This window comes from Clavibacter quasicaliforniensis (assembly GCF_051201715.1).
Taxonomy (GTDB): domain Bacteria; phylum Actinomycetota; class Actinomycetes; order Actinomycetales; family Microbacteriaceae; genus Clavibacter; species Clavibacter seminis.
Genome location: NZ_CP139624.1, coordinates 3055663 through 3082423, shown reverse-complemented (window position 1 = coordinate 3082423; position 26761 = coordinate 3055663). Strand labels below are relative to the sequence as shown.

Here is a 26761-nt window from a genome sequence, read left to right as displayed (position 1 = left end):
AAGCCGAGCAATGCAGGAAGGGACCCACGCGTGGCGCGGAAGATCGTCGACGAGCCGAGCGAGGAGATCGTCGCGCAGGCTCGCGAGCAGCGGGACGCACGACGCAACCCCTTCGCCCGGCTGGTGCTCTTCATCAAGCAGGTCGTGCAGGAGCTCAAGAAGGTGGTCACCCCCACCCGCAAGGAGCTGCTGACGTTCACGGGAGTGGTGCTGGCCTTCGTCATCGTCATGATGGTGATCGTCTCGCTCCTCGACCAGCTGTTCGGGTACCTCGCCATCGTGGTGTTCGGCAACGGCGCCTAGCACCAGGGCCTCCACGCGGAGGCGGCACGGGCCGGGAGGGCGAGCGGCGCGGACCACGGGTCCACGCGCGCGGAGCACGGCAGCGGCGCGGATCCTCACGGGTCCCGCATCCGCGCGGCCCGGCGCCCGGGACCAGCACGGCACAGAACGGCAACGCACGACGAAGAACGAGGGAAGTAGATCCATTGGCTGAGAGCAAGCGCGACGACGTCGACCTCGCCCCCGCGGCGGAGCAGTCCTCCGAGGTGGACGAGGTCCAGGAGGGCCACGCCATCGAGTCCTCCGAGGAGAGCTCGGACGCGGCGGAGCACACCGCCCTGCACGTCGAGTCCGACTCGGTCGAGACCGACCTGACGGCGGCGCTCGACGCGATGGAGTCCGTCGAGGACCCCGAGGCCGACGCCATCGTCGAGGACGCGCTCGACATCGACTCGCCCGACGAGGCCGAGGCCGCCGTCGAGGCGACCGACGACGAGGCGGAGGAGGAGGCGGCCGAGGAGGCCCTCGAGCCCGCCGACGTCGCGCCCGCCACCGCGGACGACATTGCGGAGGCCGAGGCCGACCTGGTCCCCGACGAGGCCGCGACCGAGGACGACGCCGAGGTCGACCCCTACGAGGACTTCCGCAAGGAGCTCCGCTCCAAGCCGGGCAAGTGGTACGTCATCCACTCCTACGCGGGCTTCGAGCGCCGCGTGAAGAGCAACATCGAGAACCGCATGGTGTCGCTCAACATGGAGGACGACATCTACCAGATCGAGGTCCCGATGGAGGACGTCGTCGAGATCAAGAACGGCCAGCGCAAGATGGTCAACCGCGTGCGCATCCCCGGCTACGTGCTGGTGCGCATGGCCCTCAACGAGGACAGCTGGTCGGTCGTCCGCCACACCCCCGGCGTCACGGGCTTCGTGGGCAACGCCCACAACCCCACGCCCCTCCGCTTCGAGGAGGCCTTCTCCATGCTGAAGAGCCTCGTCGAGATCAAGGAGGTGGCGCAGGTCAAGGGCCAGCCCACCAAGGGCGGCCAGGCGCAGCGCGTCGTCGCCGCCGAGGTCGACTTCGAGATCGGCGAGACCATCACGATCAAGGAGGGCTCGTTCGCGGGCCTCCCCGGCTCCATCAGCGAGATCAAGCCCGAGAGCGGCAAGCTCACGGTGCTCGTCTCCCTGTTCGAGCGCGAGACCCCGGTCGAGCTCAGCTTCGACCAGGTCACCAAGCTCTAGGCGGTCGGGCCGCGCGGCCCGCTCGATCTAGCAATCAAGAAGAAGGAAGAGAAATGGCACCGAAGAAGAAGGTCACGGGTCTGATCAAGCTGCAGATCAAGGCCGGCGCCGCCAACCCCGCACCGCCCATCGGGCCGGCGCTGGGACAGCACGGCGTCAACATCATGGAGTTCTGCAAGGCGTACAACGCCCAGACCGAGGCTCAGCGCGGGAACGTCATCCCCGTCGAGATCACCGTCTACGAGGACCGGACGTTCACGTTCATCCTCAAGACGCCCCCGGCCGCCGAGCTCATCAAGAAGGCCGCCGGAGTCGCCAAGGGCTCGGGCACGCCGCACACGGTCAAGGTCGCGAAGCTCACGATGGACCAGGTCCGCGAGATCGCCGAGCAGAAGCAGGCCGACCTCAACGCCAACGACATCGACGCCGCGGCGAAGATCATCGCCGGCACCGCCCGCTCCATGGGCATCACGGTCGAGGCCTAGCCTCCACCACCCGCGGATCCCGACCGGGATCCGCTCCAGCATCACGCGGGAGAGCCGGCCAGGCTCACATCAACCGCACTCTCGAAACAGGAGACACGAATGGCGAAGTCAAAGGCCTACCGGGCCGCAGCCGAGAAGATCGACCTCACGAAGGCGTACACCGCCTCGGAGGCCGTCGAGCTCGCGCGCGAGACCGGATCCAGCAAGTTCGACAGCACCGTCGAGGTCGCGCTCAAGCTCGGCGTCGACCCCCGCAAGGCAGACCAGATGGTCCGCGGCACCGTCATCCTTCCTCACGGTACCGGCAAGACCGCCCGCGTCATCGTCTTCGCGACGGGCCCCGCGGCCGAGGCGGCCATCGCCGCGGGCGCCGACGAGGTCGGCGGCGACGAGCTCATCGAGAAGGTTGCGGGCGGCTACACGTCGTTCGACTCCGCCGTCTCGACGCCCGAGCTCATGGGCAAGGTCGGTCGTCTCGGCAAGGTGCTCGGCCCGCGTGGCCTCATGCCCAACCCGAAGACCGGCACGGTCACCCCGGACGTCGCGCGCGCGGTGTCCGACATCAAGGGCGGCAAGATCGAGTTCCGCGTCGACAAGCACGCGAACGTCCACTTCGTGGTCGGCAAGGCGAGCTTCTCGCCCGAGCAGCTCTCGGAGAACGTCGGCGCGGCGCTCGAGGAGATCGTCCGCCTCAAGCCGTCCTCCTCGAAGGGCCGCTACGTGCAGAAGGCCACGGTCTCCACGACCTTCGGCCCCGGCATCCCGGTGGACGTCAACTCCATCTAGCACCGCCGCGCGAGAAGCGCACGCACGACCAGCAGCACAGGAAGGGCCCGCTACGGCGGGCCCTTCCGTCGTCTCCGGGGCTGCGACCATCGAGGCTCGGCGGGCCCTTCCGTCGTTCCCGGGTCGCTCGGCTGCCTAGGCTCGACAGGGTGAGCATCCCGGATCCCGCCGCCCCCGCCGTCCCCTCCTTCCGCGTCGCCTCGCCCGCCGACGCGGACGAGGTGGCTGCCCTCGCCGCCCGCACCTTCGCGCTCGCGTGCCCGCCGACGACGACGGCGGAGGCGATCGCGGAGCACATCCGCACGGTCCTGTCTCCCGCGCGCTTCCGGGCGCACCTCGCGGATCCCGCCCATCGGGTCGTCCTCGCGGAGGTGGATGGGCGGCCGGTCGGCTACACGATGGTCGTCGCCGCGCCACCCGCGGACGCCGACGTGGCCGGCGCGCTGCGGCTGCGGCCGGAGGTCGAGCTGAGCAAGGTGTACGTCGTGCAGGGGTCGCACGGGGCGGGCGTCGCGCGGCCGCTCATGGCGGAGACGCTGCGGGTCGCGCGCGAGCTCGCGGGGGAGCGGGGGCGTGACGTGGAGGCCGGGATCTGGCTCGGCGTGAACGAGCACAACGCGCGTGCGATCCGCTTCTACGAGCGCAGCGGGTTCCGCATCGTGGGCACGCGGTCGTTCCGGCTGTCGGACGCGGTGGAGACGGATCACGTGATGGAGCAGGCGCTGGCGGCGACCGCGTCCGCGTAGGGCGGCACGGCTGGGGTTCCGGCCGTCAGGCCGACGCCGCCAGGGCCGCCAGGCGCGCCGCCGCGAGCGAGGCCGCGCCGCCGTCAGCCGGGGCGACCCGGGCGATCGAGCCGCGCTCGACCACGGGCATCGCCACGAGGCGCTCGCCCGGCTCGGCGTCGCGCAGGACGAGACGCACGGCCTCGCGCCCCATCTCCTCGTGCGGGAGGGCGATGGTCGTGAGGCCGGGCCGCAAGTAGGACGCCAGCTCGTCGTTGTCGAAGCCGACGAGCGAGACGTCGGTGCCGACGCGGATCCCGCGCTCCTGGCACGCCTGGTACGCGCCGAACGCCAGGCGGTCGTTCAGGCAGAGGATCGCGCGGGTCCCGGGTGCCGCGTCGAGCATCGCGCCCGCGGCCTCGTAGCCGGCGTCCGGCTCCCAGTCCTCGCACGACCGCTCGGCCGCGAAGCGCAGGCCGAGCTCGTCCATCTCGGCGCGGATCCCGTGCAGCCGACGGGCCACGGTCTCCGAGCGGAAGAGGATCCGCTCGGTCTCGACGTCGCTGCCGAGCAGCGCGATGCCGTCGCGGTGGCCGGCGGCGGCGAGGAGGTCGACCGCGCGGCGCCCGCCCTCCTCCTCGTCCGGCAGCACGGAGCTGCCGTGATGGGGGCTCGTGGCGTTGAGCATGACGACGCGCGTCGAGGCCGGCACGTCGGGGACGACGAGCTCCCGTGCGCGCATGGTGGCGAAGACGATGCCGTCGACCTGGCGATCGAGCACCGCGGACACCGCCTCGGCCTCGCGCGCCTCCTCGCCGCCGGTCTCGAGCACGAGCACGACGTGCCCGGCGCGCTCCGCCTCGACGAGCGCGCCGCGGATGAGGCCGCTCGCGAAGCGCGTGGTGGCGACGACGTCGGAGATGAAGCCGATGGTGAGCGACCGGTCGGTGCGGAGGGCGCGGGCGCCCATGTTGGGGCGGTAGCCGAGCTCGGCCGCGGCGGCCAGGACGCGGCGGTGGGAGTCCTCGGAGAAGCGCGTCTCGGGCGTGCCGTTGAGGATCTGCGACGCCGCCGTCGGGGAGAGGCCGGCCAGCCGGGCCACGTCCGCCAGGGTCGGTCGCTTCTGGCGCATGTGCCGTCCTCCTCCCCGTGAGCGTATCCGGTGACCCGACCGCTGCAGCGACGGCGGGTTGACACCCGGCGTCGCTGCGCGCATGATCTCCTGCATCCGATAAATGGATTTACCATCACCCTCCCACACCGCGGGCACCGCTGCCCTCGGCTAGCTGCACCGCCCGCCCCGCCCCCGCATCACCTGACGAAGGAGTCACCGCATGTCCACGATGAGAAGGGCGGGACGCGCGGCAGCGCTCACCGCCGCCGCCGCCATCTCGGCGCTCGCCCTCGCGAGCTGCGCGCCCGGCAGCGCGCCCGTCGCCTCCGCGCCCGCGGGCGACGTGAGCACCGCGATCCCCACCGACGACGTCACCATCCGGATCCAAGACGAGACCGGCTTCCCGGTCACGGACGAGCTGACGGCCGAGTTCACGAAGCAGCACCCGAACGTGAAGTTCGACATCACGCGCGACAGCTTCCAGAACCTCCTGGCGAACACGCCTCGGCTCCTCGCGAGCGACGACGCCCCGGACCTGATCCGCCTCTCGACGCTCGGCACCACGGTCAAGGACGGGCTCCTCACGAACCTCGACCCGTACTTCGACGCCTACGGCTGGGACCGCTTCCCGGCGGGCCAGCTCGCGGGGGCCCGCATGGACGAGAAGGGCGTGCGCGGCGAGGGCTCGCTCTGGCAGTTCGGCATCGGGTACAGCGTCACGGGCATCTACATGAACCAGAAGCTGGCCGACCAGGTGGGCATCACCGACATGCCGACCACGATGGACGAGCTCGAGGCGGACCTCGCCAAGGCGAAGGACGCGGGCGTGCTCCCCATCCAGACCGGCATGCAGGACGGCGTCGGCACCTTCATCCTGCAGTCGCTCATCAACCAGCAGGGCGACAAGCAGGACCTCGTCGACTGGATGTACAACAAGCCGGGCGCGACGATCCAGACCGACGCTGCGCTGGCGGGCGCCACGCAGTTCCAGGACTGGGCGAAGGCCGGGTACCTCCCGCCGGACGTCAACGCCATCAACTACACGACGATGGTGTCGAACTTCTCGGCCGGCCAGGGGCTGTTCATGTGGGACGGCAACTGGGACGCCGCGAACGTGGAGAAGGCCCTCGGCCAGGGCGGCGCGCAGTTCGGCCTCGTGCCGCCGGTCGAGGCGGGCGGGAAGCACGTCGCGATGGGCACGGGCAACACCTTCGCCATCCCGGCCAAGTCGAAGAACGCCGACGTCGTCGCCGCGTTCCTGAACTGGATCGTGACCGACGAGAAGGCGCGCCAGATCGTCGTCGACGTGACGGGCGCATCGCCCGGCGGCGACCCGGCCCAGGCCCTGCCGACCGCCCAGGAGGGCAGCCTCATCGCGAAGGCCCTCGAGCTGTCCGCCGAGGTCGGCGACGACGACGGCTTCGTCGACTTCATGGCGAACAGCACGGCCGGCATCTACCAGGGCTCGCTCCAGCCGAACGAGCAGCTGCTGCTCACCGACAAGATGACGCCCGCGGACTTCCTGAAGGCCACGCAGGACTTCTACGAGCAGGACCTCGCCGCACAGTGAGCACCGCGGATCGCACCATCCCCGCGGGGGCGACGGCAGCCGCCGCCGTCCCCGCGGGGCCGTCCCCTCGAGGCAGCGGGCCCGGGCACACGCCCGCGAGGCGCCGCCGGCTCGGCCCCGAGGCCCGCCGGACCGCGACCGTCGGCTGGATCATGCTGCTCCCGGCCGTCGCCGCCTACGGGGCGTTCGTCGTCTGGCCGCTCATCACGGCGGTGCAGTACTCGTTCTACAAGTGGAACGGGATCGGCGCCTCCACCTTCATCGGCCTCGACAACTACGTGCAGATCTTCACGGACACGCGGCTGCTGACGCCCATCGTCAACGCGCTGGTCCTCGTGGTCTTCTTCATGGTGATCCCCATCACCGCCGGCCTCGCCCTCGCCACGCTCCTGCGCGGCATGAAGCCGGGACCGTTCGCGTCGATCTCGCGCACCATCCTGTTCCTGCCGCAGATCGTCCCGCTCGTCGCGGCGGGCATCGCCTGGTCGTGGATGTACGCGCAGTCCGGCACCATCAACTCCATCCTCGATGCGGTGGGGCTCGGCTTCCTGTCCCGTTCCTGGCTCGCCGACTTCGGCACGGCTCTGCCCGCGGTCGGGCTCATCGGATCCTGGGTGCTCACGGGCCTCTGCACCGTGCTGCTGCTCACGGGCATGGGCAAGATCGACGGCTCGCTCTACGAGGCGGTGCGGCTCGACGGCGCCGGCTTCTTCCGCGAGTTCGTCACCATCACCCTGCCGGGCCTCCGGCAGGAGATCGCGGTGCTCGTGACCATCACGGTCATCGCCGCCCTGAGCACGTTCGACATCATCTACACGACCACCAAGGGCGGGCCGGGCACCACCACGCTCGTGCCCGGCATCGAGATCTTCCGGCTCGCGTTCGTGCAGAGCCAGGTGGGCCTCGCGTCCGCGTTCGGCGTGGTGCTGCTCGTGTTCGTGCTGCTGCTCGTGCTCCCCGTCCAACGACTCTCGAGGGAGCGCGACTGATGATCGTCAACCGCACCGAGCTCGTCGTGGGCCGCATCCTCCTGATCGCGGTCCTCGTGCTCACCCTGCTGCCCTTCGCCAGCATGCTCACCGCCGCGCTGCAGTCGCCCGACTCGCTGCCCAACGGCTTCTCCTGGCCGACGCCGGCGTACTGGGAGAACTTCGTGACGGCGTTCACGGTCGGGAACATCGGCACGCTGATGCTCTCGAGCCTGTTCATCGTGGTGATGGTCGTGCCCGTCAGCCTCGTCTGCGCGACGCTCGCCGGCTACTCGCTCGGGAACCTCCGGGTGCCCGGCGGGAAGTACGTTCTCGTCGCCATGATCATCGGGCTGACCATCCCGTTCGAGGCGATCATCATCCCGCTCTACTACCAGATGACGGGCTTCGGCCTCATCAACACCAGGTGGGCGGTCATCCTCCCGCTCATCGGGCTGTACATGCCGTTCAGCGTGTTCTGGATGCGCGCGCACTTCGTCGGCGTGCCGCGGGAGCTGTCGGAGGCCGCGCGCGTGGACGGCGCGAGCATCTGGCAGGAGTTCCGGAGCATCCAGCTGCCGCTCGCGCGGCCGGCCCTGTCGGCGCTCGGGATCCTCCTGTTCCTCTGGACCTGGAACCAGTTCCTGCTGCCGCTCGTGATGATCGACGACCCGAGCGAGCGCACCATGGCCGGGGCGCTCGGCGCGTACCAGGGCCAGTACATCGACGCGCTGCCGCTGCTGTTCGCGGCGTCGCTCATCGTGATGCTGCCCACGGTGATCGTGTACGTCATCTTCCAGCGGCAGTTCATCGCGGCGCTGCTGCAGGGCGCGGTGAAGGGCTGATGGCGTTCGCGCTGCCCGGGCACTGGGTCTGGGACTCGTGGACCGCGGTCGACGGCGACACGACGCACCTCTTCTACCTGCACGCGCCGACCGCGCTCGGGGATCCCGACCTGCGACACCGGAACGCCGCCGTGGGCCACGCGACCTCGACCGACCTCGTCACGTGGACCGACCACGGAGTCGTCCTCGAGCACGGGCCGGCCGGGTCGCCGGACGCGTCGGCGACGTGGACGGGCAGCGTGACGCGCGACCCGTCGGGGCTCTGGCGGATGTCGTACACGGGCTCGGTGTTCCCGCGGGACGACGAGGGCATGAACGTGGAGACCGTGCTGCAGGCGACCTCGACCGACCTGCACCGGTGGGTGAAGGCGAGCGTGTCCGCGCTGTCGGCCGACCCGCGCTGGTACGAGACGCTCGCCGACGGCACGTGGCGCGAGGAGGCGTGGCGGGATCCCTGGGTCGAGCCGGACCCCGCGGGCGACGGCTGGCGCATGCTCGTCACCGCGAGATCCCGGGCGGACGCATCCGAGGCCGGGGCGGATCCGCTCGACCGGGGCGTCGTGGGCCAGGCGGTCTCGCCCGACCTCGTGACGTGGGCGACCGCTCCGCCGCTCAGCGCGCCCGGCGCCGGGTTCGCGCAGCTCGAGGTGCTGCAGGTCGCCGAGGTCGAGGGCCGGCGGGTGCTCGTGTTCTCGTGCGCGGGATCCGACCTCGCGGGCGCGCGCGCCGGCCAGGAGGGCGGCGTCTTCGCGCTGCCGCTCGACGACGACCAGCCCTTCGGCCGCCCCGTCGACATCGGGTGCGCTCGGCTGCTGCACGGCGAGGGGCTGTACGCCGCGCGCATCGTGAGGACGCCGTCGGGTCCGGCGCTCCTGGGCTTCGAGGACGTCGGCGCGGACGGCTCGTTCGTCGGCCGCATCCCGGATCCGGTGCCCGTGCGCTGGGACGCGGCCGGGCTGCTGGTCGCGACGCCCGTAGGGTCGGCGTCATGACCGGCGCGGGCGCCGGTGCCGGCGCCCGCACGCGCGTCGACGGCGTGGTCGGCTGGGTCGCGCCCGGCTTCGATGGCGTGCGGCGCGCGTTCGCGGACGCCGTCGCGTCCGACGTCGGCACGGGCGCCGCGCTCTCCATCCGGCGCCGTGGCGACGTGGTGGTGGACCTCGCGGGCGGCGTCGCCGACGACGTGACCGGCCGCGCGTGGGGGCTCGACACCCCGAGCGTGCTGTTCTCCGCGACCAAGGGGGTCATGTCGATCCTGGTCGCGCGCCTCGTCCAGGACGGGCGGCTCCGCTACGACCAGCCGGTCGCCGAGCTGTGGCCGGAGTACGGGCGCGCCGGCAAGGCGCGCACCCGGGTCGCGGACGCGCTCGCGCACCGTGCCGGGCTCGCGGCGCCGCGGGTGGACTGGACGCTGTCCGACCTCGTCGACTGGGATCGCGCGACCGCGCTCGTCGCGGCGGAGGAGCCGAGGTGGGAGCCGGGCACCGCGTGGGCGTACCACGCCATCACGCACGGCTGGCTGACGGGCGAGATCGTGCGGAGGGTCACCGGGCTCAAGCCCGGCGCGTGGTTGCAGGCGCTCGCGACCGGGCCGCTGGGAGTGGACGCCTGGATCGGGATCCCGCCCGAGGTCGGCGAGCGCGTCGCGCGCATGCGCGTGGGCACGACGCTGCGGGAGCTCACCTCCCGGCAGCGCGAGGATGTCGCGGCGGGCGGATCCGACCTGCCGCTGCGCGCCCTCACGCTCGGCGGCGCGCTGCCGCTGGAGCTCGTGGGCGACGACGCGGGCTTCTCCCGCGCGGACGTGCAGGCGGCGGAGGTCCCCGGCGCCGGCGGCATCGGCACGGCCCATGCGCTCGCCGCCGTATGGTCGGCCGTGGTCGTGGAGACCGCGGGCGTGCGCCTGCTCGACGACGACACGATCCGCCTCGCGACCCGTCCCGTCTCCGGCGGCGACGAGCCGTCCGCGTTCGACGTGCAGGGCCCGTGGCCACGGTGGGGCATGGGCTTCCAGCTCGACTCGGCCGCGCGCCGCTACCTCGGATCCGGCAGCCTCGGCCACGACGGCGCCGGCGGCCAGGTCGCCTTCGCCGACGTCGAGCACCGGGTCGGCTTCGCGTTCCTCACGAACCGGATGGAGGCCGACGACGACCGCGGGACCCGGATCGTCGACGCGCTGCGGGAGGCGCTGGAGCGCTGAGCGCACACGGCGGGCGAGGATCAGCCCCGCGCCACGTCGAGGACGACCTTGCCTGTCGGCGAGGATCAGCCCCGCGCCACGTTGAGGACGACCTTGCCTGTCGCTGCGGATCAGCCCCGCGCCACGTCGAGGACGACCTTGCCTGTCGCTGCGGATCAGCCCCGCGCCACGTTGAGGACGACCTTGCCGCGGGCGTGCCCGCTCTCCATGTGGCGGTGCGCCTCGGCGGCGTCCTCCAGGTCGAAGACCTCGTCGACGTAGACCTTGATGTCGCCGGACTCCAGCAGCCGGGAGATCACGGCGAGCTTCTGCCCGTCGGGCGCGACCTCGTAGTGGGTGGCGCGCACGCCGACCGCGGCCGCGTCCTGAACGAGCGTCGGCCAGCCGCGCACGGGAGCGCTGACCAGGAGGCCGCCACGACGGAGGACCTGCAGCGAGCGGGTGCCGGTGTCGTCCGTGCAGTTGCCGACCAGGTCGATCACCACGTCCACGTCGGCGAGCACGTCCTCGAAGCGCACCTGCGAGCGGTCGATGACCTCGTCGGCGCCGAGCTCGGCCAGCCAGTCGACGTTGCGGGGCGAGCCCGTCGCGACGACCCGGGCGCCGAAGTGGCGCGCGAACTGCACGGCGAAGTGGCCGACGCCGCCTGCTCCCGCGTGGATCAGGACGACCTGGCCCTCGTGCGCCCTGCCGATGTCGACGACCATGCCCCACGCGGTGAGGGCGCTGACGGGCGTCGCCGCGGCCTCCACGTGCGAGAGGCGCGCGGGCTTCCTGGCGAGGCTCACGCTCGGGACGGCGATGTAGGGGGCGTAGCTGCCGGGCATCCGCGGCACCATCGCGAGGCCGAACACCTCGTCGCCCGGATGCAGCGCGTGGTCCTCGTAGGGCGACTCGACGACGACGCCGCTGAAGTCGCGGCCGAGCACCGCGGGCAGGACGCCGAGCGTCGGGCCGCCTGGCTCGCCCGCGCGGAGACGCAGGTCGATGGGGTTCACGCCCGCGGCGACGACCTTCACGAGCACCTCGGAGTCGAGGCGGTGCGGCACCGGCACGTCCGCGAGGTGCAGGACGTCGGGCCCCCCGGTCTCCGTGACGACGACCGCGCGCATGGTCTCCCCGTGGGGCGCCAGGGCGACGGCGGCCGCCGCCCGATCCCGCTCGGCGGCGGCGGCGACGCCGGCTCTCGACTGGACGACCTGGCTCATCGTGCGACCCCTCCTCGGAACGCGGCGGCATCGTGGATCCCACCTGCCCACGCTCATCCAGTGAAGCCGCCGAGTGAGTCGGGCGTGTTTCCGCGGTGTTCCCCGGGCGAGAAGAATGCCGAGGGCACTCGCCGACCGCGACGGCGCGCGCACCGGGTCGGGCCTCGCAGGCAGCGCGGCTCAGGCCAGGCCGCGGGCTCCCGCCGGCGCGTTCGCCATGCGCACGATGAGCGCGATGAGGTCGTTCGCGCGCGCCACGAGCGCGGCGATCTCGGCCTCGTCGCGGTCGATCCACTTCCACTTCGGGATGTCGTGCACGGGCACGAAGTCCACGTGCTGCTCCCAGACGATGAGCGAGCGCTCGGCACCGAGCACGTACTGCTGCCACCAGATCTGCCGCAGGTAGTTGCGCGGGACGCTGCGCCACGGCTTCGCGGTCGTCTTGATCTCCGCGAGCTCGAGCCGGCCGTCTGACCGGAGGCCCACGCCGTCGGGGGTCGCCAGGTGACGGCGCTGGCCCTCCGCGTGGAACAGGTGCGCGCTCGGCACGATGCCGTGCTCCGCCTCGACCCAGCGGGCGATCTCGGGCTCGCGCTCCCGGCCGTGGTCGGTGTAGCGGTTGCCGCCGAAGCCGGATCCGTAGAGCTTCTCGAGCGCGACGGCCTGCAGCGAGGCGTCGGTCGCGAGGCGCGCGACGTCGGTCGCGGTGATGCCGAAGCTGCGGGCGCGGAGCCAGGCGACGCGATCCGACGAGTGGGCGACGATGCGCGTCAGGTGCGGCGGGGGAGGAGGCGGCGCGGGTGCTGCGGGGGCGAGGTCGTCCTCCCAGGGGAAGGCCAGCATCTCGTCCGTCACGGGCTCCAGGGTACGCGCCGGATCCGACCCGGGCCGCCTCGACGCGGGCTGATCGTGCCGCCTCGCAGACGCGTTGTCAACAGGTGATGCGCATCTGCCCAGGGCACGGAAGATCGTGCTAGAAAGGCCTCGTCCCACCCACCCAGAGGAAGGAACGGCAATGTCACTGCTCATGGAAACGGCGGCCCCGGCTCAGCTGCTGCCCACCACCGCGCCCGAGGTCGCCCCGGCGGCCGCAGGCGACGCGGCGTCGGACGCGCTGCTGGCGGAGGCCTTCGGCTTCACCATCACGCACCGCGGCGCGGAGGAGGAGATGGTGATGGGCGACGTCACCCTGTGCTGCAGCACGACGTGCTCGTCGAGCGGCAGCGGCCACCAGCAGCCTCGCTGATCGCCCGCGCATGGATTCGTCGACCACGTACTCGGTGAGTCCCCGCTACGCCGTCGGGGAGGTGGAGGACACCCTCCACCTCCTCGGCGGTCGCGAGCTGGTCTCCCTGCAGCTGCCCTCCGGCGACGCCGTCTCCGCGGTGTCGCGCCTCCTCTCCCGTCCCTTCACCCGCGCGGACCTCGACCGGGCCTTCGCCGCGCACGCCCCCGCCGTGGCGCACCTGGTCGACGAGCTCGTGCTGCGCGACGTCGTGGTCGGGTCGCCGTCCGGCTCCGCGGGATCCGTCCCCGACGAGCTCGCGCACGTCCTCGACGAGGCGCGGCGCAACGGCGGCGACCGCACCGGGCTCGGTCCCGTGCGCGACCCCGCGTCGCCTGCGCGGGTCGCGCTCGTGGGCGACATGATCCCTTCGCTGCTCACGGGCCTGGCGGAGGCCCTCCCCTCGGCCGAGCTCGGCGACGAGCACGACGCCGACCTCGTCATCGCGGTCGGCTCCCGGCCGGTCCTCCGCGAGGTCGGCGCGCGCATGCACGCCGCGGGGCGCCCGTGGCTCCCCGTGCATCCGTTCGACGGCCGGTTCCAGCTCGTCGGGCCGGTGGTCGTGCCCGGCGAGGGGCCGTGCCTGGAGTGCGTTGCGCTGCGCTGGGCGTCGACTACGCCGTTCGCCGCGGATCACGCCGCGGCGGCCGACGCGGTCGCCGTCGTGCCCCGCGACCCGAGCCTCGACGCCATCACGGCCGGGTTCGCCGCGCGCTACGCCGCCCGGTGGATCCACGCCCACGACTGGCTCGTGGCCAGCACCGTGCTCGTCATCGAGCCCAAGGTCATGGAGGCCGAGGCGCACGCCGTGTTCCGCGTCGCGCGCTGCGGCACGTGCGGACCCCGCCCCTACGCCGGCGTGGCCTCGCCGTGGCGGGCATGAGCCGCGGCGGGGCGGGCGTCGTCAGCCCGTACACGGGGCTGGTGGAGCACGCGCATCCCATGGCCTTCACGCCCGACGCCATCCCGGACGCGCTGTACTCGGGCCGCTCCGCGGACACCGGGTTCCTCACCGGCACGGAGTCCGAGCGCTTCAGCATGGGGCCGGGCGGGTCCCGGATGGAGGCAAGGCGCTCCTGCATCGGCGAGGCCGTCGAGCGCATGTCGCTCGCGTGCGCGCCCGGCGGGTTCCGCGCGCCCCTCGGCGCCGACGCCCGCCAGGTGGGGCCGGACGCCTTCCAGCGCTTCCACCCGACGCAGCGCGAGGATCCGGCATTCCACTACGAGCGCGCCCGGCCGGGCGACCTCCTCACGTGGATGCCGGCGCGCTCGCTGCATCGGGGCACGACCGTGCACGTGCCCGCGCAGCTGGTGGTGTTCGACGACCCGCACCGCGCGGACGGGCACCGGGAGCCGCACGTCGAGCCGGCCACCTCGTCCGGCGTCGCGGCGGGGCCGCACTTCGGGTTCGCCGCGGGCCGCGCCGTGCTGGAGCTCATCGAGCGCGACGCGTTCCAGCGCACCTGGCTCCGAGGATCCACGCCCCCGGCCTTCGACTGGCGCGGCAGCCCCCGGCTGACCGACGCGACGCTCCGGGAGCTCGAGCGCCTGGAGGAGCTGTGCGGCCGGTTCGGCGCGTCGTTCTCGGTGCGCGTGCTGGACGCGGCGGCGGACGTGCCCGTGATGCTCGCGGTCATGCGCAGCGACCGCATCGGCGTCGCGGTGGGCTGCGCGGCCGACTTCCGGCTCGACCGGGCGATCCTCAACGCGGTCCGCGAGGCGCTGCACACGCACAACTGGTGCCTGCGGCTGCTGGCGGAGCCGACCATCGACGCGGCGGACGTGGTCGAGTTCGAGGACCACATCCGGCTGCACTGCCGCCCGTCCGCGCGCCCCCTCACGGCCGCGCTCGACGCCTCGGACGAGCGGGTCGCGGCCGTCGGGGGCCCCGACAGCTGGGCGGAGGTCGTCGCCGGTCTCGACCGCGAGGGCATCGAGGTGCTGCTCGCGGACATCACGGCACCCGAGGTGCGCGCGGCCGGCTTCCACGTGGTGCGCGCGCTGAGCCCCGACCTCGTGGCGCTCGACGTGGTGCACGCGGCGCGGTTCCTCGGGCACCCGCGCCTCTACCGGCGGTGGCGAGACGGGCCCGCGATCGACGGGCCGGCCGACCTCGTCCCCGTCCCGCATCCGTTCCCGTGACGGGCGGCACCGCCCGTCCCCGTCCCCGCCGCCGTCCCACCGCCCGCCGCACCAGGAGGATCCCATGAGCACCATCGAGACCGACGCCACCCCCGAGCGCGCGGAGGCCCCGACGGGTCCGTCCGTGGTGGCGGATGCCGGCACCCCCGCGTCCGCGCGCTCCCTCGGGAGCGTGGGGCCGATCTTCAGCGTCGGCGGAGCCGTCGACCGGTCGGCGGGCGACCCCGCGGAGGACTTCCACGAGGCGTCGAAGATCACGCGGATCACCCACCCCGGCTGGACCGACGTGCGGTACGCGCACCAGATGGCGCAGGAGGCGCATGGTGTCGCGGACGCCGGGCCGGGCGGGGCCACCTCCGCGCCGCGGCTGCTCCCGGCGCTGCCCCTGCCGCGCGCGCTCCCGCTGCGGCACGAGCTGGGCGCGACGCTGGCGGCGCGCCGGTCGGCGGAGCCGCGCACGCTCGGTCGGCCGGTCGAGCTGGCCGAGCTGGCGACCGTGCTTCGCCTCGCCTACGGTCCGCGCGGCGACGGCACGCCCGGGCGGTTCGTGCCCTCGGGCGGCGGGCTGTACCCGCTCGACCTGCACGTGGTCGCGCGATCGGTCGTGGGGCTCGAGCCGGGGATCCACCAGCTCGACCCGCTCGAGGAGACGCTCGTCGACGTGTCCGGGCTCGACCGCGACGGTCGGCTCGCGCGGTTCCGCCGCGCGGCGCCGTCGCTCATGGCGCCGATCCCCGAGACGGCCGCGGTGACCGTCGTCATCACGGGCAGCTTCGAGCGCTCGCGCTGCAAGTACGGGCTCCGCGGCTACCGGCTCACCCTGCTGGAGGCCGGGCACGTCGGTCAGAACGCGCTCCTGGTCGCGACCGCGCTGGGGCTGCCGGTGCTGGGCTGGGTCGGCTTCGTCGACCACGAGCTCGACGCGGTGCTCGGGCTCGACGGGGTGACGCAGTCGTCCCTGTACGCGATCTCGTTCGGCGGCGCCGAGCCGGGTGCGCGCCGTCTCGCCGAGGAGGAGGCATCCCATGACTGACGCGATCGAGCTCGAGGGGATCACCCGCACCTTCGGCCGGACGCGCGCGCTCGACGCCGCGTCCTTCTCCCTCGCGCCGGGGCTCGTGCACGCGCTGCTCGGGCCGAACGGATCCGGCAAGACCACGGCCATCGACGTGCTCACCGCCACCCGGCGCCCGGATGCGGGCCGGGCGCGCGTGCTCGGCCACGACGTGCGCCGCGGCGGTCCCACGGCGGCGCTCGTCGCGGTCATGCCGCAGGCGCTCGCGTTCCCCGAGTACCTCACGGTGCGCGAGGTGCTGGCGCTCGCCCTCGTGCCGCACGCCGCCGCGCTCACGCCGGCCGCTGCGATCGACCGCTTCGACCTCGACCGCCTCGCGTCGCGCCAGACCGGCGGCCTCAGCGGCGGCGAGCGACGGCGGGTCGCGCTCGCGTGCGTGGTGGGCGCCGGGACGCCCGTCGTGGTGCTCGACGAGCCCTCCGCGGCGCTCGACATCCCGGGTCGGGCCGCCGTGCGCGACGCCATCGCCGCGGTCCGCGACTCCCGGCGCACCGTGCTCCTCGCGTCGCACGACATGGAGGAGGTCGCCGCGCTCGCCGACACCGTCGTCTGCCTCGACCACGGGCGCGTCGTCGGCCACTGGACCGCCGCCGACTTCCGCGGGCTGGCCGGTGTCCGTCGGGTCGGCTTCGACGCGACCGTCGCCGAGGCGCGGCGCCTGCGATCGTCCGGCGCGGTGCCCGAGGCGGGGGAGGAGCCGCGCGGCCTCGAGCGGATCCGGTGGGTCATCGACACCGACCGCTCCGACGTCGTCGCCGGGCTGGTGCTCGCCGCCGTGCCGCAGCCCCGCCTCACGGTCGTCGAGCCCGGGCTCGGCGAGATCGTGGAACGCGTGCTGACGGGTGGCGCGGACGCGATCCCCGCCGATCCGTCGCGCACCGAGGATCACGCGGGATGCGCCCGATGACCGCCGCGCCGAGCCCGGTCCGCGCCGCCCCCGGCCGCCGCCTCGCCATCTACCGCGCCCACGTCGTGAGCGAGCTCGCGCAGAACGCGCGCATGCCCGCGTTCGTGCTGCCGCTCCTCGCCTACCCCGTGCTCATCTACGCGGTCGTCGGCCTGCCGCAGGGCGGGCCGCCGAGCGCGCGGCTCAGCGTCCTCCTCGGCTACGTGCTGTTCTCGGTGCTCGGCACGGTGACGTTCCAGTTCGGCGTGGGCGTCGCGTCGGCCCGGGAGTCTCCGTGGGAGCGGTGGTTGTTCACGGCGCCCGTGCCCGCGTGGATTCGGCTCGCCGCCAAGCTCACGGTCGCGTGCGTCTTCGGCGTCGTCTTCGTGATCCCGGTGGTCGCGGTCGGGATCCTCGCGGGCGGCGTCCGGGTGGACGCGGCGACACTCGGATCCGTGGCGCTCGCCGTGCTGGCCGGCGCCGTGCCGATGGCGCTGCTCGGCCTCGCGATGGGCTACTGGTTCCCCGCCCGCGGCGCGCTCGGCCTCGCGAACCTCGTGTACCTGCCCCTGTCGTTCGCGGGCGGCCTGTTCACGGGCGGCGACACGAGCGGCACGCCGTGGGCGTCGCTCACGGTGCTGCTGCCGACCGGTGCGTGGAGCACGCTGACGAGTGCGGCGGCGCGGCAGGACACGGCGGCCATGGGGATCCCGCTGATCCTCCTCGCGGCGTGGGCGGTGCTGCTCGGCGGCATCACCCTCGCGGGCTACCAGCGCACGCAGTCGGCGAACTTTCGCTGACGGCCACCCGGGAGCGGGCGCGGCCCGGTGTGTAGCGTGGATCCCGCGCGCCGTCACCGAGCCGCGCCACCGCACGCAACGCACCGCACGCACCGCGCCGTCACCGTCACCGTCGACGAGAGGGAACCATGCCCCAGATCACCACCCCCGTAGCGCTCTTCACCGGCCAGTGGGCCGACCTGCCGCTGGAGGAGGTCGCCCGGCTCGCGAGCGGCTGGGGGTTCGACGCCCTCGAGATCGCATGCTCCGCCGAGCACCTCGACGTGTGGCGCGCCGCCGAGGATCCGGCGTACCTCCGCGGCCGCCTCGAGATCCTCGAGCGCCACGGCCTCCAGGTGCACGCGCTCTCGCAGCACCTCACCGGCCAGGCCGTGTGCGACGACCCGATCGACTTCCGGCACCAGGCGATCCTCCGCTCCAAGGTCTGGGGTGACGGCCAGGCCGAGGGCGTGCGCCAGCGCGCCGCCGAGGAGCTGAAGCTCACCGCGAAGGCGGCGGCGGTGCTCGGGGTCACGCGCGTGACGGGCTTCACCGGATCCCGCATCTGGCCGTACGTCGCGATGTTCCCGCCGGTGCCGGAGTCGGTCATCGACGCCGGCTACCAGGACTTCGCCGACCGCTGGAACCCGATCGTCGACGTGTTCGACGACGAGGGCGTGCGGTACGCGCTCGAGGTGCACCCGAGCGAGATCGCCTACGACTACTGGACCACCCGCCGCACGCTCGAGGCCATCGGACACCGCCCCGGCTTCGGCCTCAACTGGGATCCGAGCCACATGATGTGGCAGGGCATCGACCCGGTGGGCTTCCTCCTCGACTTCGCCGACCGGATCTACCACGTGCACGCCAAGGACACGCGCGTCACGACGGACGGTCGCGGCGGCCGGCTCGGATCCCACCTGCCCTGGGGCAACCCGCGCCGGGGCTGGGACTTCGTCTCGGTCGGCCATGGCGACGTCCCGTTCGAGCGCGCCTTCCGAGCTCTGCGCAGCATCGGCTACGACGGCCCCGTGTCGGTCGAGTGGGAGGATGCGGGGATGGACCGCCTGCACGGAGCCCCCGACGCCCTCGCCCAGGTCCGTTCCCTCCTCTGGCCGACGCCCGACAGCCTCTTCGACTCGGCGTTCGCGAACAACCGGGACGACGCGCCCGCCGCGACGCCCGCCGCGACGCCCGCCGACGGCACCGCCGGATCCACCGCGTGACGCTGCGCGACGGCCAGCTGGCTCGCCTCCTCGTCATGGACGTGGAGACGGGCGCCGAGCGCATGGTCGCCGAGTCGGCCGTGCTGCACATCGAGGCTCCCAACTGGACGCCCGACGGCCGCTGGCTCGTCGTCAACGCGGAGGGCGGGCTCTGGCGGCTGCCGGCGCCCGACCCGGAGGAGCCGGATCCGGACCTGCCCGAGCCCGCGGTCGACTTCCAGGCGGTGGATCTCGGCGGCGTCCCGCCCATCAACAACGACCACGTCATGTCGCCCGACGGCGCGCACGTGTACGTCTCCGGCCGCGACGGCCACCTGTACGACGTGCTCTGGAACGACGGCGCGGGCGGGCAGGGGCGGCGGATCACGGCGGACCGGGATCCTGCGCTCGGCTTCAAGAACTACCTGCACGGCGTCTCGCCCGACGGCTCGATGCTCAGCGTCATCGGCGGCCAGCTCGACGCGCGCGGCGAGTGGACCACGAACATCCACCTCGTGCCCGTCGACGGCGGCCCCACCACGCAGCTCACCGACGACGGCTTCCCGGACGACGGCGCCGAGTTCTCGCCCGACGGCGGCTGGCTCTACTTCAACTCCGAGCGCGGATCCGACCTCCCGGGCCACGCGCAGCTGTTCACGATGCGCACCGACGGCTCCGACACGCACCAGTTCACCTCCGACGAGCGCGTCAACTGGTTCCCGCACCCGTCGCCCGACGGCGAGCACATCGTCTACCTGAGCTTCCCGCCCGGCACGCTCGGGCACCCGGCCGACCACGACGTGATCCTCCGCGTCATCGACCGGCAGAGCCACCGCACGCGCGACCTCGCGGCGTTCCCAGGCGGACAGGGCACCATCAACGTCACGAGCTGGGCGCCCGACTCGCGCCGGTTCGCCTACGTCGCGTACCCGTTCGAGGCGCCGAGCCTGACCTGACCTGACCCGGCCGGCAGGCGGTCGGGCGGTCCTGCGGCTCCGCGGGCGTGCGGCCCCGTGGCACGCACGATCCGCGGAGCGTAGGCGCAGGCATTTCCCCGGTGTGAGGAGATCCCGCATGGGATCATTGACGGGTCCGCGCGCCACCTAGCCGTTCCGATTCCCGTCGGCCTCATCACCGGAGACCCCCGTGAACATCACCACGACCACCTGGCTCATCACGATCGCGGTCACCATCGCGTTCTTCGTCTACGAGTTCTTCACCCACGTGCGCAAGCCGCACGAGCCCACCATCGGCGAGTCCGCCCGCTGGTCGGCCTTCTACATCGGCCTCGCGCTGATCTTCGGCGTCGGCATCGGCTTCACGAGCGGCTGGGGCTACGGCGGCGAGTACTTCGCCGGCTACCTCACCGAGAAGGCCCTGTCGATCGACAACCTGTTCGTGTTCCTGCTGATCATGACCGGGTTCGCCGTACCCCGGAAGTACCAGCAGAAGGTGCTGATGATCGGCATCGTGATCGCGCTGATCATGCGCGCCGGCTTCATCGCGCTCGGCGCCGCGCTCATCGAGAACTTCTCGTGGGTCTTCTACATCTTCGGCGCGCTGCTGTTCGTGCTCGCGTACCAGCAGCTGAAGGGCGACCACGGCGGCAACGCGGCGGACAACATGTTCGTGCGCATCGCCCGCCGGATCCTCCCCGTCCACGACGAGTTCGTCGGCGACCGCTTCACCACCAAGATCGACGGCAAGCGCTTCGTCACCCCGCTGCTGCTCTGCGTCATCGCGATCGGCTTCGTCGACCTGGTGTTCGCGCTCGACTCGATCCCCGCGATCTACGGCCTCACGAACGAGGCGTACATCGTCTTCACCGCGAACGCCTTCGCGCTGATGGGCCTCCGCCAGCTCTACTTCCTCATCGGCGGCCTGCTCGAGCGCCTCGTCTACCTGTCGCAGGGCCTCGCGGTGATCCTCGCCTTCATCGGCGCGAAGCTCGTGCTGCACGCGATGCACGTCAACGAGCTGCCCTTCATCAACGGCGGCGAGCCGATGCTGTGGGCGCCCGAGATCCCGATCTGGTTCTCGCTCCTCTTCATCGGCGCGACCATCACGGTCGCCACCGTCGCGAGCCTCGCGAAGACCCGCGGGGACAAGCAGAAGAAGGACCGCGCGAGCGTCGACGGCGAGACCGTCACGCGCGCGACGGAGGACAAGCACTAGGTCCTCGCACCTCCGCACGACCCGGGCCAGGCGCACCACGCGCCGGGCCCGTCGTCGTCCGCGGGCGCCCGTGCGCTGCCCGCTCGCCGCGCGCGCCGACCTGGCAGCATCGGCCGGTGCCCGACGCTCCCGACGCCCCGACCCGCGCCCGCCTGCTCTGGGACGAGCATGACCGGGCCGCGGCGCTCGCCCTCCTCAAGGATCACCTGCGCGAGGACCCCCGCGACGCCCCGGCCCGGCTCGCCCTCGCCGGGCTGTACCGCGAGCTCATCGCGCCCGACCAGGCCGGTCGGTGGGGCATCGGCGTCCCCGGCTGGACGACGGAAGTGGAGCGCGACCGGCTGGCCCGGATGATCGCGCACTCGGGGATCGGGGACCACGAGATCCCGGCCTTCCTGGCGCTGCCGCCGGATACCGCGCTGCCGGAGGAACTCGCGGCGCTCGCTCCGGCGATCGCCGATCACCGCGCGCACTTCGCCGACCCCGCCCGGATGACGCGCCGCGAGCGGAAGGCCGCGCGCTACCGGCTGCCGGGGCCCCATCCGCACGTCGTCGAGGACATGGCGCGGGAGCTGTCGGTGGCGGTGGCGGAGGAGGGACTGAAGGCCGTGGGGTGGATCCTCGGGGTCGTCTTCGGCCTGGGCCTCCTGGCGGTGTGGGTGGTCGCGCTGGTGGGCGGACCGGCGGCGGCGCTCGCGCGCTGGACGGGCATCGCCGTGGTCGGGACGCTCGTGGTCATCTGCATCGGGTGCGCCTACGGGGCGCGTGCCGCACGGCGGCTCGAGCGCCGCGTGGACCCGGAGCTCGGCGACGTGGACGTGAGCTCGTGGATCATCGGCGCGATCCTGATCGCACTGGTCCTGTACGCCCTCATCGCGGAGGGCCTGCGCAGCGGGGCGCTGATCCTGTCCTGATCCGCTACAGCGGAAGCCGGCCCATGGCCGTCTCATGGCTCATTCATAGGAACATGCGGATGATGGATCCCGTGACCACCACCCCGCCCTCCGGCTTCCAGCCCGCCGCCGCCCCGCAGCCCCGCCTCACCCGCGCCGACGGGTCGCCCATCCGGGTGCTCGCCGTCGACGACGAGGCGTCCCTCACCGACCTGCTCCAGATGGCGCTCCGCTACGAGGGCTGGCAGATCCGCACGGCCGAGAACGGGCACCAGGCGCTCGCCGCCGCGCGCGAGTTCAAGCCCGACGCGGTGGTGCTCGACATCATGCTGCCGGACCTCGACGGGCTGCAGGTGCTGTCGCGGCTGCGGGCCGATGCCGAGGACATCCCCGTGCTCTTCCTCACCGCGAAGGACTCGCTCGACGACCGCCTCGCCGGCCTCACCGCGGGCGGCGACGACTACGTGACCAAGCCGTTCAGCCTGGAGGAGGTCGTGGCCCGGCTGCGCGGCCTCATCCGCCGCTCGACGCTCGTGGTGAGCGACAGCGTCGACCCGGTGATCCGCGTCGGCGACCTCACCCTCGACGAGGACAGCCACGAGGTCGCGCGCGCCGGCGACCCCATCGAGCTCACCGCCACCGAGTTCGAGCTGCTGCGCTACCTGATGCGCAACCCGCGGCGGGTGCTCAGCAAGCTGCAGATCCTCGACCGGGTGTGGAGCTACGACTTCGGCGGCAAGTCGAGCGTGGTCGAGATCTACATCTCCTACCTGCGGCGCAAGATCGACGCCGGGCGGAACCCGATGATCCACACGGTGCGCGGCAGCGGCTACATGCTCAAGGCCGCGGAGTGACCCAGCCGCAGGTCGCCGCGTCGCCGGATGCGCCTCCGCAGGGCGCCCCGCCGCTGCGCGAACGACTGGCCGCGGCGGCGCGCGGCATGACCCTGCGCCGCCGCCTCGTCCTCAGCGTGGTGGGGCTGCTGGCGCTCGCGAGCATCCTCATCGGCATCGTGAGCATCCTGGCGCTGCGGACGTCGCTGATGCAGCAGGTCGACCAGCAGCTGCAGGCCACGGCGGCACGCTCGCAGAGCTTCGTCGACCAGGATCCGGGTGGCTACGGCAGCTTCCCCGGGGCGCCCGGTGGGCTCGGCGCGTTCGGGCAGCAGGTCGGCACGATCAGCGCGACCATCGTCGACGGCGTCGTCGTCTCGGGCGGGTACATCGCCGACCGCGATGCCGCCGAGGGCGAGCCGGGTGGCGCCGGTACCGTGGAGCTCACGCAGGTGCAGAGCCAGAAGCTGCAGAGCGTGTCCACGGACGGGGTCCCGCGCACGGTCGACCTGGGCGGCACGCTCGGCAGCTACCGGCTCATCGGCGAGACCTCGTCGTCGGGCGCGACCATCGTCACCGGCCTGCCGACGAAGCCCGCCGACGACGTGGTGGAGCAGCTCATCCTCGTGATCACCGTGGTCGCCGCCATCACGCTGGCGCTCGCCGCGTTCCTCGGCACCCTCATCGTGCGGCGCGCGCTGCGCCCGCTCGACCGGGTCGTCGACACGGCGACCCACGTGGCCGCGCTGGAGCTCGACCGCGGCGACGTCGCGCTCGAGGCGCGCGTGCCCGCATCCGACACGGACGAGCGCACCGAGGTCGGCCGCGTGGGCGCCGCGCTCAACGGCCTGCTCGGGCACGTCGCCGCCGCCCTGTCGTCGCGGCAGGCGAGCGAGGCCAAGGTGCGACGGTTCGTGTCGGACGCGAGCCACGAGCTACGGACCCCCCTCGCCTCCATCCGCGGCTACGCCGAGCTCACCCGCCGGGGTCCCCACCAGCTGCCCGAGGACGTGACGCACTCGCTGTCGCGCATCGAGTCGGAGTCGGTGCGCATGACCACGATCGTCGAGGACCTCCTGCTCCTCGCGCGCCTCGACGAGGGGCGCGAGCTGGAGTCGGATCCGGTCGACCTCACGCGCATCCTCCTCGACACGGTCGGCGATGCCAGCGCGGCGGGCCCGGACCACGACTGGGACCTCGACCTGCCGGACGACTCCGTGACCGTCCCCGGCGACGATGCGCGGCTCCGCCAGGTGGTCGTCAACCTGCTCGCCAACGCCCGCACGCACACCCCGGCCGGCACGCGCGTCGTCGCGTCGCTCGCCGTCGAGGGCGCCGGTCCGGATGCGCACGCCGTCATCCGCGTGACCGACGACGGCCCCGGCATTCCGCCCGCCCTGCAGGAGAACCTGTTCGAGCGCTTCGTGCGCGGCGACGGATCCCGGGCGCGCTCCACCGGCGGCACGGGCCTCGGCCTCGCGATCGCGCAGGCGATCGTCGCGGCGCACCACGGCGCGGTGTGGGTGGAGTCGGAGCCGGGCCGCACGGTCTTCGGCGTGCGGCTGCCGGTGGAGCGGCGAACGGCGGATGCGCGGGCCGTGTCCGATCCTGCCTCCGACCGCTGGGCGCCGCCGTCGGGCGCGCCCGTCGCTGATCGGCCGGGGCCGCGCCCGGCGTGATGACGCCGCGTGGCCCGCGCGACGGACGGCCACGCAGGTCGGGGGCGCAGGATCGGGGCATGGATCCCGTCCGCCGCCTCATGTTCTGGCTGCGCGTGCCGTTCGTCGCGGACGCGGCGCTCGTCGTCATCGGGATCGCGCTGCTCGTCGGCGGCGACGGGGTCGGCTGGTGGGTGCTCGTGTTCGCCGGGCTGCGCGCGGTGGTGGGCGTGGTGGCGATCGTGTGGATCGCGCCGCGGATGATCGCGCGGCTCGCGACACCGGCCCCGGGCGCTGCCGCCGACGCCGCGCCGCCCGCCCCGGACGCGGGATCCGCCCGTCGCTAGGCTGGACCCCTGATCCGGGCGCCCGTGCCGCGGATCGAGAGGGTCGTCACCGTGAGCGCAGAGCCAGTCGTCGTCGAGTCCGCGGAGCCCGCAGGCGGCGTCACCGTGCGACGCGCGCGCACCGGGGACGTGCCGCGGATCCAGCAGCTGGTCGAGCCGCTCGTGATGGAGGGGATCCTCCTCGGCAAGGACCTCGTGGTGCTCTACGAGAACGTGCAGGAGTTCCGGGTCGCGGTCGACGCGTCCGGGGAGGTCGTCGGCTGCGGCGCGCTGCACGTGATGTGGGAGGACCTCGGCGAGATCCGCACCCTCGCCGCCGCCCCGCACACGCGCGGCACCGGCGTCGGTCACGCGATCCTCGAGCGCCTCGAGGACGACGCCCGCGAGCTCGGCCTCAGCCGCCTGTTCTGCCTGACCTTCGAGGTCGGCTTCTTCTCGCGCCACGGGTACCACGAGGTCGCGGAGTCGATCATCGCGCAAGAGATCTACTACGAGATGCTCCGCTCGCACGACGAGGGCATCGCCGAGTTCCTCGACCTCTCCCGCGTGAAGCCGAACACGCTCGGCAACACGCGCATGCTCAAGGCGCTCTGACCCCGGCCCCTGGCCGCTGCGACCCCGGATCTCCCGAGGGACGCGAGCGGCGGGCGCGCCGACCCGGCCCGGCGGGCACCCGACCGTAGCCTGTGGTCATGTCCTCGACCTCGCCCGGAGGCCGCCCGTCCGCGGCCGTGTACCGCCGTCGCCGCCTGCTCGCGCTGCTCGTCGTCGTGGCCGTGATCGCCGTCGTCGTGATCATCGTCTCCAACCTCGGCCGCGGCACGGCGGAGACCGCAGCTCCCGGCGCGACGCCCAGCGCGGACGCCGCCGCCGGCGACTCGGGTGACGCGGCCGCGGAACCCGCCCCCGATCCCAGCCCGAGCGCGAGCGCGAGCGCCGGCACGGAGACGAACGCCGACGGATCCTGCGCCGCGGGCCAGCTGACCGTCACCCCCGTCACCGACGCCGCCTCCTACAAGGCGGGCGTCCTGCCGAAGCTCTCCTTCACCGTCACGAACACGGGCATGGAGCCCTGCACCGCGAACCTCGGGACGACCACGCAGGTGTTCACGATCTCGAGCGGATCCGACGTCTACTGGAAGTCGACCGACTGCCAGACCGGCGCCGAGGACGCCGAGGTCGAGCTCGCCGCCCGCACGCCGCAGACGTCGTCGCCGTTCGAGTGGTCGCGCCAGCGGTCGTCCACCACCACGTGCCAGGAGAAGCAGCGTCCGGCCGTGCCCGCCGGCGGCGCGACCTACACGCTCTCGGTCGAGGTGGCCGGCGTGAAGAGCGCCGAGCCGAAGTCGTTCCTGCTGTACTGACCGGCGCCGCCCGCGTGCGCACGTGATCATGGTTCCCGATTGGATGCATCCATTGCAATCCATGCATGCGTCTGTCATCCTGGTGCTCCACCGACGTTAGGACGCATCATGACCGACACCACCGAGACCCACGCCGAGCACACCGTCGCCCAGCACCAGCACGGTGCCGACTGCGGTCACGAGACCGTCACGCACGAGGACCACGTGGACTACGTCCACGACGGCCACAAGCACGCCGAGCACGGCGACCACTACGACGAGCACTGATCCCACCGCGCGACGCTGCGCGAGGATCGACACGGGGACCCGGCCTTCGGCCCGGTCCCCGTCGTCGTCTCCGCGACCGGCCGCGTGTCCGCCTCGCCCTAGGATCGTCCAGGTGACCTACCCACCCGCTGGCTTCGAGCAGGCCGCCGAGCTCTTCAAGGCGCTGTCCTCGTCGTCGCGCCTCGGGCTCATCGGGCTGCTGGCCTCGCGGCAGATGAGCGTGACGGAGCTGGTCGCCGAGTCGGGCCTCTCGCAGCCGCTCGTGTCGCAGCACCTGCGCGTGCTGCGGTCGGCGGGGCTCGTGACCGTGGAGCGCGACGGGCGCATCGCCCGGTACGAGGTGGCGGACACGCACGTGACCCACGTGGTGGCGGACGCCGTGGCGCACGTGCGGGAGCACGTGGACGGATCCGTCAGCGCGAGCTGAG

Annotated in this window: 30 protein-coding genes; 27 read left to right on the top strand and 3 right to left on the bottom strand. The window is 73.0% G+C overall.

Going from position 1 to position 26761, the window contains the following annotated elements:
• The first annotated feature begins 30 nt into the window (after positions 1-30).
• The 5 genes from secE to NL142_RS14675 all read left to right on the top strand — a co-directional run bounded on the left by secE (position 31) and on the right by NL142_RS14675 (position 3540).
• Positions 31-303 carry a preprotein translocase subunit SecE gene (secE, locus tag NL142_RS14695; protein WP_012039478.1) on the top strand — a complete coding sequence of 91 codons (273 nt, stop codon included), beginning with the start codon at positions 31-33 and terminating at the stop codon, positions 301-303.
• Positions 304-488: 185 nt separating this feature from the next.
• Positions 489-1523, top strand: coding sequence for a transcription termination/antitermination protein NusG (gene nusG, locus NL142_RS14690; RefSeq protein ID WP_194684293.1), 1035 nt, complete (start codon positions 489-491; stop codon positions 1521-1523).
• A 53-nt stretch (positions 1524-1576) separates the two neighbouring features.
• Complete coding sequence (gene rplK / locus NL142_RS14685) at positions 1577-2008, top strand: 50S ribosomal protein L11 (RefSeq protein WP_012039476.1); 432 nt, start codon at positions 1577-1579, stop codon at positions 2006-2008.
• Positions 2009-2107: 99 nt separating this feature from the next.
• The gene (rplA, locus tag NL142_RS14680) at positions 2108-2794 is read left to right on the top strand and encodes a 50S ribosomal protein L1 (protein WP_012299879.1); all 687 of its coding nucleotides are present in this window, start codon (positions 2108-2110) and stop codon (positions 2792-2794) included.
• 149 nt (positions 2795-2943) lie between these two features.
• Positions 2944-3540 (top strand): GNAT family N-acetyltransferase, encoded by a 597-nt coding sequence (locus NL142_RS14675; RefSeq protein ID WP_435080297.1) that lies wholly within the window; start codon positions 2944-2946, stop codon positions 3538-3540.
• 25 nt (positions 3541-3565) lie between these two features.
• Here the strand turns inward: NL142_RS14675 and NL142_RS14670 are convergent, their stop codons facing one another.
• A complete protein-coding gene (locus NL142_RS14670; RefSeq protein WP_435080296.1) occupies positions 3566-4651 on the bottom strand; it encodes a LacI family DNA-binding transcriptional regulator in 1086 nt (361 codons plus the stop codon).
• A 202-nt stretch (positions 4652-4853) separates the two neighbouring features.
• Between NL142_RS14670 and NL142_RS14665 the strand changes: the two genes are divergently transcribed.
• From NL142_RS14665 to NL142_RS14645, 5 genes are all read left to right on the top strand, one after another.
• Positions 4854-6203: an ABC transporter substrate-binding protein gene (locus NL142_RS14665; RefSeq protein ID WP_435080295.1), complete on the top strand. Its 1350-nt coding sequence runs from the start codon at positions 4854-4856 to the stop codon at positions 6201-6203.
• A 152-nt stretch (positions 6204-6355) separates the two neighbouring features.
• The gene (locus NL142_RS14660; RefSeq protein ID WP_043584209.1) at positions 6356-7192 is read left to right on the top strand and encodes a carbohydrate ABC transporter permease; all 837 of its coding nucleotides are present in this window, start codon (positions 6356-6358) and stop codon (positions 7190-7192) included.
• Positions 7192-8016, top strand: coding sequence for a carbohydrate ABC transporter permease (locus NL142_RS14655; RefSeq protein ID WP_435080294.1), 825 nt, complete (start codon positions 7192-7194; stop codon positions 8014-8016). Before NL142_RS14660 ends, NL142_RS14655 begins: the two co-directional genes overlap by 1 nt.
• Positions 8016-9008 carry a glycoside hydrolase family protein gene (locus NL142_RS14650; RefSeq protein WP_435080293.1) on the top strand — a complete coding sequence of 331 codons (993 nt, stop codon included), beginning with the start codon at positions 8016-8018 and terminating at the stop codon, positions 9006-9008. The genes NL142_RS14655 and NL142_RS14650 overlap by 1 nt, the downstream gene beginning before the upstream one ends.
• Positions 9005-10216, top strand: a complete 1212-nt coding sequence (locus tag NL142_RS14645) for a serine hydrolase domain-containing protein (protein ID WP_435080292.1) — start codon at positions 9005-9007, stop codon at positions 10214-10216. Before NL142_RS14650 ends, NL142_RS14645 begins: the two co-directional genes overlap by 4 nt.
• A 155-nt stretch (positions 10217-10371) precedes the next feature.
• Here NL142_RS14645 and NL142_RS14640 read toward each other — a convergent pair whose 3' ends face one another.
• Both NL142_RS14640 and NL142_RS14635 read right to left on the bottom strand, forming a co-directional pair.
• On the bottom strand, positions 10372-11424 hold the full coding sequence (locus NL142_RS14640; protein WP_081840896.1) for an NADP-dependent oxidoreductase: 1053 nt from the start codon (positions 11422-11424) through the stop codon (positions 10372-10374).
• Positions 11425-11604: 180 nt separating this feature from the next.
• The gene (locus NL142_RS14635; protein WP_194684557.1) at positions 11605-12267 is read right to left on the bottom strand and encodes a YqaJ viral recombinase family protein; all 663 of its coding nucleotides are present in this window, start codon (positions 12265-12267) and stop codon (positions 11605-11607) included.
• A 172-nt stretch (positions 12268-12439) separates the two neighbouring features.
• Here NL142_RS14635 and NL142_RS14630 point away from each other — a divergent pair, with 172 nt between their 5' ends.
• The 17 genes from NL142_RS14630 (at position 12440) to NL142_RS14550 (ending at position 26760) form a co-directional block, all read left to right on the top strand.
• Positions 12440-12670 (top strand): hypothetical protein, encoded by a 231-nt coding sequence (locus NL142_RS14630; protein ID WP_104235286.1) that lies wholly within the window; start codon positions 12440-12442, stop codon positions 12668-12670.
• Positions 12671-12680: 10 nt separating this feature from the next.
• A complete protein-coding gene (locus NL142_RS14625; protein WP_194684316.1) occupies positions 12681-13592 on the top strand; it encodes a TOMM precursor leader peptide-binding protein in 912 nt (303 codons plus the stop codon).
• On the top strand, positions 13589-14851 hold the full coding sequence (locus NL142_RS14620; protein WP_435080291.1) for a YcaO-like family protein: 1263 nt from the start codon (positions 13589-13591) through the stop codon (positions 14849-14851). Before NL142_RS14625 ends, NL142_RS14620 begins: the two co-directional genes overlap by 4 nt.
• Positions 14852-14915: 64 nt before the next feature.
• Positions 14916-15884 carry a SagB/ThcOx family dehydrogenase gene (locus NL142_RS14615; RefSeq protein WP_435080290.1) on the top strand — a complete coding sequence of 323 codons (969 nt, stop codon included), beginning with the start codon at positions 14916-14918 and terminating at the stop codon, positions 15882-15884.
• Positions 15877-16833 (top strand): ABC transporter ATP-binding protein, encoded by a 957-nt coding sequence (locus NL142_RS14610; RefSeq protein WP_435080289.1) that lies wholly within the window; start codon positions 15877-15879, stop codon positions 16831-16833. Before NL142_RS14615 ends, NL142_RS14610 begins: the two co-directional genes overlap by 8 nt.
• A complete protein-coding gene (locus NL142_RS14605) occupies positions 16821-17612 on the top strand; it encodes an ABC transporter permease (protein ID WP_435080288.1) in 792 nt (263 codons plus the stop codon). Before NL142_RS14610 ends, NL142_RS14605 begins: the two co-directional genes overlap by 13 nt.
• Positions 17613-17740: 128 nt before the next feature.
• Complete coding sequence (locus NL142_RS14600; protein ID WP_435080287.1) at positions 17741-18817, top strand: sugar phosphate isomerase/epimerase family protein; 1077 nt, start codon at positions 17741-17743, stop codon at positions 18815-18817.
• Positions 18814-19752: a TolB-like translocation protein gene (locus tag NL142_RS14595; RefSeq protein ID WP_194684324.1), complete on the top strand. Its 939-nt coding sequence runs from the start codon at positions 18814-18816 to the stop codon at positions 19750-19752. Before NL142_RS14600 ends, NL142_RS14595 begins: the two co-directional genes overlap by 4 nt.
• 190 nt (positions 19753-19942) lie before the next feature.
• Entirely contained in the window at positions 19943-20971 is a 1029-nt protein-coding gene (locus tag NL142_RS14590) for a TerC family protein (RefSeq protein WP_104293090.1), read from the top strand.
• Between the two features lie 116 nt (positions 20972-21087).
• The gene (locus NL142_RS14585) at positions 21088-21885 is read left to right on the top strand and encodes a tetratricopeptide repeat protein (protein WP_435080286.1); all 798 of its coding nucleotides are present in this window, start codon (positions 21088-21090) and stop codon (positions 21883-21885) included.
• Positions 21886-21944: 59 nt separating this feature from the next.
• The gene (locus NL142_RS14580; protein ID WP_435080285.1) at positions 21945-22718 is read left to right on the top strand and encodes a response regulator transcription factor; all 774 of its coding nucleotides are present in this window, start codon (positions 21945-21947) and stop codon (positions 22716-22718) included.
• Complete coding sequence (locus NL142_RS14575; protein WP_435080284.1) at positions 22715-24376, top strand: sensor histidine kinase; 1662 nt, start codon at positions 22715-22717, stop codon at positions 24374-24376. The genes NL142_RS14580 and NL142_RS14575 overlap by 4 nt, the downstream gene beginning before the upstream one ends.
• A gap of 59 nt (positions 24377-24435) precedes the next feature.
• Positions 24436-24702: a hypothetical protein gene (locus NL142_RS14570; protein WP_194684326.1), complete on the top strand. Its 267-nt coding sequence runs from the start codon at positions 24436-24438 to the stop codon at positions 24700-24702.
• 51 nt (positions 24703-24753) lie between these two features.
• Positions 24754-25296: an amino-acid N-acetyltransferase gene (locus tag NL142_RS14565; protein WP_086521916.1), complete on the top strand. Its 543-nt coding sequence runs from the start codon at positions 24754-24756 to the stop codon at positions 25294-25296.
• A gap of 98 nt (positions 25297-25394) precedes the next feature.
• Entirely contained in the window at positions 25395-26066 is a 672-nt protein-coding gene (locus NL142_RS14560; RefSeq protein WP_435080283.1) for a hypothetical protein, read from the top strand.
• A gap of 108 nt (positions 26067-26174) precedes the next feature.
• Positions 26175-26333: a zinc transporter permease gene (locus NL142_RS14555; protein ID WP_435080282.1), complete on the top strand. Its 159-nt coding sequence runs from the start codon at positions 26175-26177 to the stop codon at positions 26331-26333.
• 112 nt (positions 26334-26445) lie between these two features.
• Positions 26446-26760, top strand: a complete 315-nt coding sequence (locus NL142_RS14550; protein WP_435080281.1) for an ArsR/SmtB family transcription factor — start codon at positions 26446-26448, stop codon at positions 26758-26760.
• Position 26761: the final 1 nt, after the last annotated feature.

Excerpts from the sequence above, each read along its gene's own strand:
- NL142_RS14615 (WP_435080290.1), top strand. The coding sequence starts at position 14,916 with ATGAGCACCATCGAGACCGACGCCACCCCCGAGCGCGCGGAGGCCCCG.
- NL142_RS14670 (WP_435080296.1), bottom strand. The coding sequence starts at position 4,651 with ATGCGCCAGAAGCGACCGACCCTGGCGGACGTGGCCCGGCTGGCCGGC.
- NL142_RS14605 (WP_435080288.1), top strand. The coding sequence starts at position 16,821 with ATGCGCCCGATGACCGCCGCGCCGAGCCCGGTCCGCGCCGCCCCCGGC.
- rplA (WP_012299879.1), top strand. The coding sequence starts at position 2,108 with ATGGCGAAGTCAAAGGCCTACCGGGCCGCAGCCGAGAAGATCGACCTC.
- NL142_RS14650 (WP_435080293.1), top strand. The coding sequence starts at position 8,016 with ATGGCGTTCGCGCTGCCCGGGCACTGGGTCTGGGACTCGTGGACCGCG.
- NL142_RS14655 (WP_435080294.1), top strand. The coding sequence starts at position 7,192 with ATGATCGTCAACCGCACCGAGCTCGTCGTGGGCCGCATCCTCCTGATC.
- NL142_RS14600 (WP_435080287.1), top strand. The coding sequence starts at position 17,741 with ATGCCCCAGATCACCACCCCCGTAGCGCTCTTCACCGGCCAGTGGGCC.
- NL142_RS14635 (WP_194684557.1), bottom strand. The coding sequence starts at position 12,267 with ATGCTGGCCTTCCCCTGGGAGGACGACCTCGCCCCCGCAGCACCCGCG.
- NL142_RS14620 (WP_435080291.1), top strand. The coding sequence starts at position 13,589 with ATGAGCCGCGGCGGGGCGGGCGTCGTCAGCCCGTACACGGGGCTGGTG.
- NL142_RS14555 (WP_435080282.1), top strand. The coding sequence starts at position 26,175 with ATGACCGACACCACCGAGACCCACGCCGAGCACACCGTCGCCCAGCAC.
- rplK (WP_012039476.1), top strand. The coding sequence starts at position 1,577 with ATGGCACCGAAGAAGAAGGTCACGGGTCTGATCAAGCTGCAGATCAAG.
- NL142_RS14625 (WP_194684316.1), top strand. The coding sequence starts at position 12,681 with ATGGATTCGTCGACCACGTACTCGGTGAGTCCCCGCTACGCCGTCGGG.
- NL142_RS14560 (WP_435080283.1), top strand. The coding sequence starts at position 25,395 with ATGTCCTCGACCTCGCCCGGAGGCCGCCCGTCCGCGGCCGTGTACCGC.
- NL142_RS14665 (WP_435080295.1), top strand. The coding sequence starts at position 4,854 with ATGTCCACGATGAGAAGGGCGGGACGCGCGGCAGCGCTCACCGCCGCC.
- NL142_RS14645 (WP_435080292.1), top strand. The coding sequence starts at position 9,005 with ATGACCGGCGCGGGCGCCGGTGCCGGCGCCCGCACGCGCGTCGACGGC.
- NL142_RS14610 (WP_435080289.1), top strand. The coding sequence starts at position 15,877 with ATGACTGACGCGATCGAGCTCGAGGGGATCACCCGCACCTTCGGCCGG.
- NL142_RS14570 (WP_194684326.1), top strand. The coding sequence starts at position 24,436 with ATGGATCCCGTCCGCCGCCTCATGTTCTGGCTGCGCGTGCCGTTCGTC.
- NL142_RS14640 (WP_081840896.1), bottom strand. The coding sequence starts at position 11,424 with ATGAGCCAGGTCGTCCAGTCGAGAGCCGGCGTCGCCGCCGCCGCCGAG.
- NL142_RS14630 (WP_104235286.1), top strand. The coding sequence starts at position 12,440 with ATGTCACTGCTCATGGAAACGGCGGCCCCGGCTCAGCTGCTGCCCACC.
- NL142_RS14660 (WP_043584209.1), top strand. The coding sequence starts at position 6,356 with ATGCTGCTCCCGGCCGTCGCCGCCTACGGGGCGTTCGTCGTCTGGCCG.
- NL142_RS14580 (WP_435080285.1), top strand. The coding sequence starts at position 21,945 with ATGATGGATCCCGTGACCACCACCCCGCCCTCCGGCTTCCAGCCCGCC.